The following is a 12,633-nucleotide window of genomic DNA, read 5'->3' as shown; positions in this document are numbered from 1 at the left end:
CGTCTATGTTCGAAGTCTTCATGACAAGGATTCATGAATTAACAGTAGTCGTATACGCCTTCAGTGTATTGCTTTATTTCTTTGATTTCCTACATCATAACCGGAAGGCAAACCGCATTGCCTTCTGGTTACTTGCATTTGTATGGATTCTGCAAACCGTTTTTCTGTCTTCCTATATGATAAGAACAGGCAGATTCCCTGTGTTAACAATTTTTGAGGGACTCTATTTTTATGCTTGGGTATTAGTCACATTGTCACTGGGGATAAATCGGTTATTGCGGGTCGACTTTATCGTTTTTTTTACGAATATACTCGGCTTTATCGTCATGGCGATTCATACCTTTGCTCCGATGCAATACCATTCGCATGTCATGGCCAAACAGCTTGTGTCTGAACTGCTGTTAATCCATATCACAATGGCGATTCTCTCTTACGGAGCCTTTTCATTGTCGTTTGTCTTTTCGACGTTATATCTGCTTCAGTACGATTTATTAAAGAGAAAAAAATGGGGAACCAGGCTAATTAGGCTCGCAGATTTAGAGAAGTTAGAAAGATTATCCTACATAATGGCGGTTATCGGCGTTCCCATGCTGCTCCTAAGCCTTATTCTTGGTCTGCAATGGGCGTTTCTAATGGTGCCGGGAATGCCTTGGTATGATATGAAAATCATCGGCTCGTTTATATTGCTGATGGCTTATAGCATTTTCCTTTACCTAAGGATTGTGAAAAACCTGCCCGGCAGAAAATTAGCGATTTGGAATACAGCGTCTTTTTTAATCGTAATCATTAACTTTTTCTTATTTGGTCAATTATCATCATTTCATTTATGGTACGCATAAAACCTAGGAGGCAATCATGCGAAAAATTATTGTAGGTTCTAGACGAAGCAAGTTGGCATTAACACAAACAAATTGGGTCATGGATCAGCTGAGAAAGCTTGATCCATCCTTTGAATTTGAAGTGAAAGAAATTGTAACAAAAGGCGACCAAATCCTTGATGTTACCCTTTCGAAGGTGGGCGGTAAAGGTTTGTTTGTAAAGGAAATTGAGCAGGCGATGCTTGATAAAGAGATTGATATGGCTGTTCATAGTATGAAAGATATGCCGGCTGTATTGCCGGAGGGTCTCACTATCGGCTGTATTCCTTTCCGCGAAGACCACCGCGATGCCCTTATTTCAAGAGGTCACGTGAAATTAAACGATTTGAAACCAGGTGCGATAATCGGTACGAGCAGCCTGCGCCGCAGTGCCCAGCTGTTAGCGCAGCGCCCGGATTTAGAGATTAAATGGATTCGCGGCAATGTCGATACACGATTAGCAAAACTAGAGTCTGAGGAATACGATGCTATTATTTTAGCAGCAGCAGGCCTTTCCCGACTTGGCTGGGCGTCTGAAGTAGTAACTGAATTTTTGGATGCCGATCTTTGTATCCCTGCGGTTGGCCAAGGGGCATTATCGATTGAATGCCGTGAAGACGATAAAGAACTTCTAGAGCTGTTTGAAAAATTTACTTGCAAAAAAACGGAAAGAGCCGTTCGCGCTGAGCGCGCCTTCCTGCAAAAAATGGAGGGCGGCTGCCAGGTACCAATAGCTGGTTTTGCCCGTGTTGAAGACAACGATGAAGTGGTCTTAAATGTTTTAGTTGCTTCGCCTGAAGGCCATGAAATCTTCAAAGAAGAACTGAGAGGTCAAAATCCGGAAGCGCTCGGCGTCCAGGCTGCAGAACTTTTAATTAAAAGAGGAGCCAAGGACCTGATTGAAAAGGTCAAACGGGAGCTCGAGGGTTAATGCTAAAATCCTTGCCCTTGCTTGATAAAAAGGTTCTTGTTCCGAGAGGGGAAGGTCAAGCGGGATCCTTCTCCAAGCTTGTTGAAAGGTTTGGAGGGATTCCGATTGAAATCCCTTTGATTGCCTTTCGTCCGCTTGAGAAAAACGAGCGTCTTCAAGAATTGCTGAAGGTCCTTGATACATATGACTGGATTATTTTTACGAGCAATATCACGGTTGAAACCTTCTTTTCTTTTTATGAAGAGACAGGTCTTGATTTTCCAAAGATTGCTGTGATTGGGAAGAGGACTGCAGAGGTTTTGCAGGAACGGGGGCTTCATGCAGAGTTTGTCCCATCGGCATATGTGGCGGAAGTATTTGTGGAAGAGTTCTTGCCGTTTGTGGGTAGCGGTACCCGGGTTTTCCTTCCGAAGGGGAATCTCGCCCGCGAATATATCGCCAGCTCCTTGTCAGGTGTTGGTGCCGTGGTTGATGAGGTCGTCATATATGAAACGTACATGCCAGAAGAGAGCCGAGTGAAGCTTGCAGGAATGCTGGCCGACAAACAGCTTGATATCCTGACGTTTACAAGTCCATCAACGGTCGATCATCTCATGGAAGTGGTAAAGGAATATCGATTGGACGAGCAGCTGCGAAACTGTGTAATCGGCTGCATCGGACCTGTGACGGAGCAGAAACTTCATGCTTATGGATTGACGGTTCATGCTTCTCCAGAGGAGTACACCGTAGCAGAAATGATTAAAAGCTTGATAGCTTATTTAGAGGATACTCGGGTTTGAGGTGAAGATAGCGGTGCGATTCGCGAGTAACGTGGCGTTAACCGCCAGTAAACGTGTGTTATCCGCCAGTAAAGCGGCGCCATTGCCAGTAAAGCAGCAGTTTCCGCCAGTAAAGCGGCGCTCAACAAATAAGGTAATTTTTTCGGGGGGTATTTATATAATGGAACTTCAATTTTCGCGTCATCGCAAACTGCGTTCAAGTGCCAATATGCGTGCACTTGTCAGAGAGAATCATTTAAGAGCGGAGGATTTCATTTATCCGCTATTTATCTATGAAGGTGAAAACGTTCGTAACGAGGTTTCATCGATGCCTGGCGTTTTCCAAGTATCGCTGGATCACCTTCAGGCGGAGATGGAAGATATCGTTGCACATGGAATTAAGTCGGTCCTGCTGTTTGGCATTCCGAAAACAAAGGATGCATGCGGTGAGCAGGCATATCATGACCATGGCATCGTTCAGGAAGCGACCCGTTTCATTAAAGAAAAATTTCCGGAAATCATCATTGTTGCCGATACATGCCTCTGTGAGTATACAGACCATGGTCACTGCGGAGTGGTGGAGGGTGAACAGATCCTTAACGACCAATCGCTGGAACTACTCGTAAAAACAGCAGTGGCGCAGGCGAAAGCAGGAGCAGATATTATCGCACCATCTAACATGATGGACGGCTTTGTGGCAGCAATTCGCGCCGGATTAGATGAAGCTGGGTTTACCGAAATACCGATTATGTCTTATGCTGTAAAATACGCATCAGCATTTTACGGACCTTTCCGTGAAGCTGCAGAGGGCGCACCGCAGTTTGGCGATCGCAAGACCTATCAAATGGATCCGGCAAACCGCATGGAAGCATTCAGAGAAGCAGAATCCGATGTTGCAGAAGGGGCAGATTTTTTAATCATTAAGCCTGGTATGCCGTACCTTGATATTGTTCGTGATGTGAAAAATAACTTTAATTTACCAGTCGTTGTCTACAACGTCAGTGGTGAATATTCAATGGTTAAAGCAGCTGCACTAAACGGCTGGATCGATGAGAAAAAGACTGTGCTTGAAATGCTTATCGGCATGAAGCGTGCCGGTGCAGATTTAATCATTACCTACGCGGCAAAAGATGCCATTCGCTGGTTAAAAGAAGACGAATAAACAATATTTGAAAAGAGGGAATAGAATGCGTTCGTATACAAAATCGATTGAAGCATTTAAAGAAGCCCAAAACTTAATGCCAGGCGGCGTGAACAGCCCGGTTCGCGCCTTTAAATCCGTAAACATGAGTCCGATTTTTATGGAAAGAGGCAAAGGGTCAAAGATCTATGATATCGATGGCAACGAATATATTGATTATGTCCTTTCATGGGGTCCGCTCATTTTAGGCCACTCCAACGACCGTGTTGTCGAAGCGTTGAAAAAAACAGCAGAACAAGGGACAAGCTTTGGAGCTCCAACCTTATTAGAAAATAAATTAGCCCAGCTAGTAATTGAACGCGTGCCGTCGATTGAAGTAGTACGAATGGTCAATTCAGGTACAGAAGCAACGATGAGCGCACTCCGTTTAGCCCGCGGCTATACAGGCCGCAACAAGATTTTGAAATTCGAAGGCTGCTACCACGGCCACGGTGATTCATTATTGATTAAGGCCGGTTCAGGCGTGGCTACACTTGGCTTGCCTGACAGCCCTGGGGTGCCAGAGGGAGTAGCCTCAAATACGATAACGGTTCCTTACAATGACCTTGAGAGTGTAAAATTTGCCTTCGAACAATTCGGCGAAGATATCGCTTGTATCATTGTTGAACCTGTTGCCGGTAATATGGGACTTGTCCCGCCGCTTCCAGGCTTCTTAGAAGGTCTGCGCGAGCTAACTTCGGCAAACGGATCTTTGCTGATTTTTGATGAAGTTATGACTGGCTTCCGTGTCGGCTATAATTGTGCACAAGGCTATTTCAATGTTACCCCTGACATTACCTGCCTCGGTAAAGTAATCGGCGGAGGACTACCTGTTGGCGCATACGGCGGTAAAGCGGAAATCATGCAGCAAATCGCTCCAAGCGGCCCGATTTATCAAGCAGGAACCCTATCAGGAAACCCATTAGCGATGACAGCAGGTCTGGAAACATTGAGTCAATTAACACCTGAGCACTACCAGGAATTTATCCGTAAAGGCGACTTGCTTCAAAAAGGGTTTGAGGCGGCAGCTAAAAAATACGAGATTCCAATTACCTTTAACCGTGCTGGTTCGATGATCGGCTTCTTCTTTACTAATGAGGAAGTTATCAACTATGACATAGCAAAGCACTCTAATTTGGAATTCTTTGCTGCGTACTATCGGGAAATGGCTAACCAAGGAATATTCTTGCCGCCATCACAGTTTGAGGGATTGTTCTTATCAACTGAGCACTCCGATGCAGATATTGAAAAAACAATTCAAGCAGCAGAGGTTGCTTTTTCAAAATTAAAATAAGCAATAAAGCACACTCCTCGAGTGTGCTTTTAATTTACAAAAATTATCGTTGTAAAAAATACCAATATGCTATAAAATACGATGGAAATGAAATTTGTCGATAAATGGAAGATGGAGTGGAAGGCAAATGAAAGTTAAAAACTGCGTTGTTTCCTTTTTAGCTGTTGTTCTTATTTTTTATATGGGCGGTTGTGAAAATCCCTTCTCTCCAAATAAAGAAAGTGCAACTAAAGATTTTCATAATTCAAATGAAAGACCAAAAAATATAGATAAAACACCGATGGAAAAAAAGGACCCCAGTATAAATAAGGAAGAAAGTGAAAAAGAGAAGGCGGCGCTTGCGCAAAAGAATGAAGAAATGTTGCAGCAGAAAATTAGAGAGTATTTAAATACTAATAGCTTAAGCGGTACTATTGCTGTTGTAAGAGGAAAACATATCCTTTTTAACGAGGGTACGGGGTATGCAAATATCGAGAAAAAGTCATTGAATACAGCTTCAACCACCTATCCAATCGGATCCATTACCAAAATCTTCGTTTCAACTAGTATTATGATGCTTCAAGAAAGACAGCTATTAAATATTCAGGATCCGGTTTCAAAATATATTCCTAACTTTCCAAATGGGGATAAAATAAAATTGTATCATTTATTAACTCATACTTCGGGAATACGGTCACCAAACTGGCAGAAAAGTGATAAAACACCGTTAAATTTAATTCAGGAAATTGAAAAAGCACCAATAAAATTCCAACCAGGTGAAAAATGGGATTACCTCGATGCAAACTATATGATTCTAGGATATATCGTGGAAAAAACTTCTGGGACTTCACTGCATCAATTTATCCAGGAGAATATTTTTAATAAGATTCCTCTAAAGGAAACAGGATTTGTTACACACGAAAACTCTGTTCCTTATTCATCGATGGGCTATATGAAAAAAGATGATATAGAAAGACCTACAAATTCGCTTAATGCCTATACCTTATTTGGATGTGGAGATATTTATACAACCGCTTATGATATGGCGCACTTTGATCAAGCATTGCTAAATGGCGAACTTATTTCTAAAAATAGTCTTTTGGAAATGACTACTCCGTCAGGTACACACGCCAAGTATGCGCTTGGTATTTATAATGATTTTGATAAAAATTATTATTTCAGTATCGGGGTATTGGGTGGATGGTATTCGATGCATGCTTATTATAAAGATAAAGAACATACACAAATTGTTATCCTGATGAATTCACGCACTAAAACCACTGAAATAGGAAATATAATGAAAGACATTTACCAAATGGTCATGGCTTCGCCTTTGTCATCTGAAGTAGATGGTGCCATATAAAACCAAATACAATTTGACCTAAGCCAGTCCGCGGACTGGCTTTTAAATTTACATAGTTTGTGTGTTTGAAAGCAGTTTGGCGAAATAACTCTCAAACTTGGCGAAATCAATCCCCAACTTGGCGAAATTAATCCCCGAGTTGGCGAAATAACCTCGAAACTTGGCGAAATTAATCCCCGAGTTGGCGAAATAACCTCGAAACTTGGCGAAATCAATCTTCAAGTTGGCGAAATTCCTCCCTAAATCGCCGCCAATCTACTCCAAATCGCCGAAAACCGCACCCCGAATCACCGGCAACCCCATCTCATACCAAATCTAAAGCCGGAAAACCATTTAATAATCAGAAAAACTCAAATCCTTTCCTCATCCCCACACACTTTTTTATCATAAATAAAAATATTTCCACATAGAGTGTAAGTGACATAGTGATTTTGCGTGAAGGAAACGAAAGGAGGAGTCGCTTTGTCCCAAGAGAATCAATCGTGCCTGCGATTTTCTTTGGAGGAGTCCTTGTGGTTTAGAAAAGGACAGGAAGTCGAAGAACTTGTTTCGATTTCCCTAGACCCGGACATCACCATCCAGGAAAACGATCAGTATGTAACCATACGTGGTTCGCTGGAACTCACCGGCGAATATAAAAGTTACGACGCTAGCGATGGAAGCGAGGATGAAGGCTTTACCTCGCAAAAGTTTGTTGAACGGGTGGCGGAACGAGAAGAAGGAAGCTGTGAATTTTCCCACCGTTTCCCAGTCGACATTACGATTCCGAATAATCGGATTCAAAGCATTTACGATATCGATGTCCTCGTTGAATCCTTTGATTATTCCCTGCCGGAACGCAGCTGTTTGAAGCTTTCTGCAGAACTGACCATTAGCGGCCTTTACGGATCTGAACAACAGCAGCAACAAGAAGAGGAGCCGGAATACGAGGTTCTTAACCGCACAGAAATGCTTGCGGATGAGGAAGAAGTCTTTGTTGAACAAGAAACAGTTCAAAGCGCCTATGAAGAAAACTTCTTATTTGAGGTCGAGGCGAGAAAGCAGCAAGAAGAAGAGAGTGTGGAAGTTTTACCTAAATTTCCAACCTTCAACTATCAGCCTCAGGAAGTGAATGAGGAAGAAGACTACGAGCCACTATGGAACCTTCAGGAGGCAAGAAGTGAAAGCAGCCATCATGAGGAAGTAAGCTTTGAACAAGAGTCCATCCCAAATACTCACTTCGAAGAGGACGTTACAAATGTGGAAGAAAGTTCATCCTCATCCGATGACATCATAAAAAAGGTAAAGAAGAAGCTGACAAAAAAGAAGAGCATGACGCTGACAGAGTTTTTTGCCCGCAAGGATGAAAGTTCCGGGCAAGTGAAAGTAAAGGTATGTATCGTTCAAAAGGGTGATACCCTTGATGGACTGGCCGACCGTTATGACGTAACGGTTCCAAACCTTCTTCGGGTTAATAATCTGGAACTCAATCAGGATGTTTATGAGGGTCAGGTATTATACATTCCAGCGACGCTTGCGAAAAAATAACTTTTAAGAAAAGAAGTTGAGCGGGTTTCTTCAACCTGCTCACCTTCCATTTTTGTAACACTTCTGGCCTTTTTAAGGAGAGTAGAATTCTGATGAGTGAAATGAATCGCCTAGAAGCAATTCATCCTATTTTAAAAGATTATCTTGTTGAGCCCTATTTTGTCGAAGATTACGGCGGTGTCCAAAAGATTTATTCCAATAAAGGAACGTTTGCCCTGAAAAAAATTGCGCCGACAATCGGTACGGATTTCATTCGCCACGTTCATCTGCTTTACCAGAAGGGCTTTAATCGGATTGTCCCAATTTATCCGACAATGGACGGCAGGTATGCAGTCCTACACGAGAATAATCTCTATTATCTGATGCCATGGATGTCAAATGATTATAAGGAAGACCGCGAGCATAAAAATCAGCAGTTATTCCGGGAATTAGCCCGACTTCATACGCTTTCCGCCAAAGAAATCACGGTGAGCAACGAAGAACGAACAGAGCACTATGAAAAGACGATAGAGCAAATGGATAAACATCAGGAATTCCTCGATGGCTTCATCGATGAATGTGAAAAAAAGACGTATATGTCGCCATTCGAATTGTTATATTGCATGTATTATACCGAAATAAGCCAGGCACTGCGCTTTTCGAAGGCTAAATTTGAAGAGTGGTATGAAAAGACGAAAGAAATTGAAAAAGCCCGTATGGTCATTACCCACGGGAAATTATCGTCTGAGCATTTTTTATTTGATGATCGCGGGTACGGTTTTTTTATCAATTTTGAAAATGCCCGATACGGTTCACCTATTCATGATCTCCTGCCGTACTTATCACGCTCCCTAAATACGAGCCTAAAACGAAGTGATACGGCCCTTGACTGGGTCTATCATTACTATAAATACTTTCCATTTAAAGAAGATGAGAAATTATTATTCTACAGCTATTTAGCCTACCCGATTCCAGTGATCCAGGTCGCAGAAAGCTACTTTCGAAAACAACGTCCAAGGAATGAGCTGAAATTTGTCCGCAACCTCCAGCAGCATTACTGGCATTTGAAAAATTCAGAGTATGTCGTCATGCGCATGACGGAAATTGAAGCCCAACAGCAAATGAAAGAAGGAGCCCAGCAGCAGAGTGATTAACTGCATAATGGGCTCCTTAAATAATTTCGAAATAGATGGTAATGGCGATAACGATAAAGAATGATAATAATAAAACATCAAAGACGGTTGGTAAAAACATCGTTCGAATGAATTGAAAGATAATAAAAGGCAGAATCAATTGTCCGCAAAATCTCCGAAACGTTCTAAACCAGGGACGGTGTTTATATTTTTGAAAATTTCCCCTCACTTAAAAACCTCCCTTTTCAAATCAGGCATTTGTTTATATATATTCTAAACATTTGTAAATTCCCCTGAAAAATCACATATAGTATAAATTAAAAGAAATTTGGTCATCATGATTGACGTCAAGCCTTATTTTTCGTAGTATAACTATATAATTTAATTAGCGTAAGCAAAGACAGGGAAGAGTACGACGTCAGCCTGCTTCAAGAGAGGGAAATCATTAGCTGAAAGATTTCCTAAGAGGAACGGTCGGAAGGTCACCCATGAGCTTCTTCTGCGAACGGATGTCACAAATCCTATTAGTTGAAGACGGATCAAATCCGTTATCCTTTTTTAAGAGCCAATCATCTTTCTTGATTGGAAAAAAGGTGGTACCGCGAAGCAAACTCCATTCGTCCTTTTATGACGAGTGGGGTTTTTTGTTTTTTAGTGGAAAAGGAGCGGAGCGCCGCAAAAATGAGTCAGTTTAACAAATTTAGAACAATTATTAAATTTTTCATTGTAAAGGTGTTGAATGGCTCTGCTCGCACCACCTTTATTATTAGAAGGAGGAAGTAAAGATGGAAACAAAAGAACTAACGATGCCAACTAAATACGATCCGCAATCGATTGAAAAAGGGCGCTATGATTGGTGGCTCCAAGGTAAGTTTTTTGAAGCAAAAGATGATGAGGGCAAACAGCCGTACACCATCGTAATCCCGCCGCCGAATGTAACCGGAAAACTTCATTTAGGTCATGCGTGGGATACAACCCTGCAGGATATAATCACCAGGATGAAACGGATGCAGGGCTATGACGTTCTTTGGCTCCCCGGAATGGATCACGCCGGAATCGCTACCCAGGCAAAGGTTGAAGGAAAACTGCGCAGTGAAGGAAAAAACCGTTACGACCTAGGAAGAGAGAAATTCGTGGAGGAAACGTGGAAGTGGAAGGAAGAATATGCTTCCCACATCCGGGCGCAGTGGTCAAAGCTGGGTTTAGGGCTCGACTACAGCCGTGAGCGTTTCACCCTTGATGAAGGATTATCTGATGCCGTTCGCGAGGTTTTTGTAACCCTTTATAAAAAAGGTCTGATTTACCGCGGCGAGTATATTATTAACTGGGATCCGTCGACAAAAACAGCTCTATCTGATATCGAAGTAATCTACAAAGACGTTCAAGGTGCTTTCTATCATATGAAATATCCGCTGGCAGACGGCTCTGGTTTCATTGAAATCGCCACAACCCGTCCAGAGACGATGCTTGGCGATTCAGCTGTTGCTGTTCATCCGGAAGATGACCGCTACAAGCATTTAATCGGGAAAACCGTTATTCTCCCAATCGTTGGCCGCGAAATCCCAATCGTTGGAGACGATTATGTTGATATGGAATTTGGTTCAGGTGCTGTTAAAATCACGCCGGCCCATGACCCGAACGATTTTGAAATCGGCAACCGTCATAATCTTGAGCGCATTCTTGTGATGAACGAAGACGGCTCGATGAATGAAAAGGCAGGTATATATCAAGGCTTAGCCCGTTTTGAGTGCCGTAAGCAAATTGTCAAAGACCTGCAAGAATTAGGCGTTCTATTCAAAATTGAAGACCATTTGCATTCTGTTGGCCACTCTGAACGAAGCGGCGCTGTTGTTGAACCGTACCTTTCTACCCAATGGTTCGTAAAAATGCAGCCGCTTGCCGATGAAGCCATTGCCCTTCAAGCAAAAGAAAATAAAGTAAATTTCGTTCCAGATCGTTTTGAAAAAACATACTTGCGCTGGATGGAAAATATCCGCGATTGGTGTATTTCGAGACAGCTTTGGTGGGGCCATCGCATCCCTGCTTGGTATCACAAAGAAACAGGTGAAGTACACGTTGATCATGAGCCGCCTGCAGACATCGAAAATTGGGAACAGGACAATGATGTGTTAGATACATGGTTCAGTTCAGCACTTTGGCCTTTTTCAACAATGGGCTGGCCAAACAAAGAAGCAGCAGATTTTAAACGCTACTTCCCAACAGGCGCACTTGTTACTGGCTACGATATCATTTTCTTCTGGGTTTCGAGAATGATTTTCCAAAGCATTGAGTTTACAGGCGAACGTCCATTTAAAGATGTTCTGATCCATGGTCTCGTTCGTGACGAGCAGGGGCGCAAGATGAGTAAATCACTTGGCAATGGTGTTGACCCAATGGATGTCATCGATAAATATGGGGCGGATGCCTTACGATATTTCCTATCAACAGGAAGCTCACCAGGTCAGGATTTACGTTATAGCACCGAAAAGGTAGAAGCAACTTGGAATTTTGCCAATAAAATTTGGAATGCCTCCCGTTTCGCGTTAATGAATATGGATGGTATGACATATGAGGAAATTGATTTCAGCGGTGAAAAGTCTGTAGCCGATAAGTGGATTTTAACTCGCTTAAATGAAACCATTGAGCATGTGACGAAACTTTCAGAGCGCTATGAATTTGGCGAAGTAGGCCGTGCCCTTTATAACTTTATCTGGGATGATTTCTGTGATTGGTATATTGAAATGGCGAAGCTTCCATTATATGGTGAAGATGAAGCAGCCAAGAAAACGACCCGTTCGATTCTTGCTTATGTGTTAGACAATACGATGCGTTTATTACATCCGTTCATGCCATTCATCACCGAGGAAATTTGGCAGAACCTGCCGCACGAAGGCGTGTCGATTATTGAAGCGAAATGGCCGGAAGTAAATCCAGCGTTTTCTGATGACGAAGCAGCCGGTGAAATGAAGCTGCTGATGGAGATGATCCGGTCTGTACGGAATATCCGTGCTGAAGTAAACACACCAATGAGCAAGAAAATCAAAATGCTCGTGAAAGCAAAGGATGAACAGGTTCTGAAAGCTGTCGAAAACAACCGCAGCTATATCGAACGCTTCTGTAACCCGGAGGAATTACAAATGGGGACAGACGTCCAATCGCCGGAAAAAGCGATGACCGCCGTTTTAACCGGCTTAGAAATCTTTCTTCCACTCGAAGGCTTGATTAACATCGACGAAGAAATTGCCCGGCTTGAAAAAGAATACGAGCGATTAAATAAAGAAGTAGACAGGGTTCAAAAGAAATTAAGCAATCAAGGCTTCATGAAGAAAGCACCAGAGAGTGTTGTTGCGGAAGAACGTGCCAAGGAAAAGGACTATTCCGAAAAGAGAAGCATTGTTGAAGCACGGATTAAAGAATTAAGAGGATAAACAGAAAGATTGAGGCGAATCCAGCATGGATTCGTCTCGCCTTTATGAAAATCTTTTGAAAAAACGATCAAAACTCCGTCGGTACGGTTCATTTTCACAGGTGACTGTCATTTTTCTGCGGTTTTCTGTAGTTTAACAGGGAATTTACAACTTTTATCGGCGATTTTTTGAAGTTTATCAGCGAATTTGCATGTTTTATCAGCG

10 protein-coding genes and 1 other annotated feature are annotated in these 12,633 nt (G+C 42.5%); of the genes, 9 read left to right on the top strand and 1 reads right to left on the bottom strand.

Going from position 1 to position 12,633, the window contains the following annotated elements:
• The first annotated feature begins 5 nt into the window (after nucleotides 1-5).
• From ACIQCO_RS13530 to ysxE, 8 genes are all read left to right on the top strand, one after another.
• Entirely contained in the window at nucleotides 6-839 is an 834-nt protein-coding gene (locus ACIQCO_RS13530) for a cytochrome C assembly family protein (RefSeq protein ID WP_400429246.1), read from the top strand.
• Nucleotides 840-855: 16 nt separating this feature from the next.
• Complete coding sequence (gene hemC, locus ACIQCO_RS13525; protein WP_400429242.1) at nucleotides 856-1,788, top strand: hydroxymethylbilane synthase; 933 nt, start codon at nucleotides 856-858, stop codon at nucleotides 1,786-1,788.
• Complete coding sequence (locus ACIQCO_RS13520) at nucleotides 1,788-2,567, top strand: uroporphyrinogen-III synthase (protein WP_400429240.1); 780 nt, start codon at nucleotides 1,788-1,790, stop codon at nucleotides 2,565-2,567. The genes hemC and ACIQCO_RS13520 overlap by 1 nt, the downstream gene beginning before the upstream one ends.
• Before the next feature lie 160 nt (nucleotides 2,568-2,727).
• Nucleotides 2,728-3,708 (top strand): porphobilinogen synthase, encoded by a 981-nt coding sequence (gene hemB, locus ACIQCO_RS13515; RefSeq protein ID WP_400429297.1) that lies wholly within the window; start codon nucleotides 2,728-2,730, stop codon nucleotides 3,706-3,708.
• Between the two features lie 25 nt (nucleotides 3,709-3,733).
• On the top strand, nucleotides 3,734-5,020 hold the full coding sequence (gene hemL, locus ACIQCO_RS13510; RefSeq protein WP_400429238.1) for a glutamate-1-semialdehyde 2,1-aminomutase: 1,287 nt from the start codon (nucleotides 3,734-3,736) through the stop codon (nucleotides 5,018-5,020).
• A 127-nt stretch (nucleotides 5,021-5,147) separates the two neighbouring features.
• Complete coding sequence (locus tag ACIQCO_RS13505; protein ID WP_400429236.1) at nucleotides 5,148-6,362, top strand: serine hydrolase domain-containing protein; 1,215 nt, start codon at nucleotides 5,148-5,150, stop codon at nucleotides 6,360-6,362.
• A 462-nt stretch (nucleotides 6,363-6,824) separates the two neighbouring features.
• A complete protein-coding gene (spoVID, locus tag ACIQCO_RS13500; protein ID WP_400429233.1) occupies nucleotides 6,825-7,889 on the top strand; it encodes a stage VI sporulation protein D in 1,065 nt (354 codons plus the stop codon).
• 92 nt (nucleotides 7,890-7,981) lie between these two features.
• Entirely contained in the window at nucleotides 7,982-9,022 is a 1,041-nt protein-coding gene (gene ysxE / locus ACIQCO_RS13495) for a spore coat protein YsxE (protein ID WP_400429230.1), read from the top strand.
• 16 nt (nucleotides 9,023-9,038) lie between these two features.
• Here ysxE and ACIQCO_RS13490 read toward each other — a convergent pair whose 3' ends face one another.
• Nucleotides 9,039-9,230 (bottom strand): hypothetical protein, encoded by a 192-nt coding sequence (locus ACIQCO_RS13490; RefSeq protein ID WP_024026830.1) that lies wholly within the window; start codon nucleotides 9,228-9,230, stop codon nucleotides 9,039-9,041.
• Between the two features lie 159 nt (nucleotides 9,231-9,389).
• Nucleotides 9,390-9,629 (top strand) — a binding site (T-box leader).
• A 157-nt stretch (nucleotides 9,630-9,786) separates the two neighbouring features.
• On the opposite strand from ACIQCO_RS13490, the gene ACIQCO_RS13485 reads away from it, so the two are divergent.
• Entirely contained in the window at nucleotides 9,787-12,429 is a 2,643-nt protein-coding gene (locus tag ACIQCO_RS13485; RefSeq protein ID WP_400429227.1) for a valine--tRNA ligase, read from the top strand.
• Nucleotides 12,430-12,633: the final 204 nt, after the last annotated feature.

Source organism: Neobacillus sp. NPDC093127 (assembly GCF_044754175.1).
In the GTDB taxonomy this organism is placed as follows: Bacteria; Bacillota; Bacilli; order Bacillales; family Cytobacillaceae; genus Neobacillus.
This window is presented reverse-complemented; position numbering and strand designations above follow the sequence as displayed.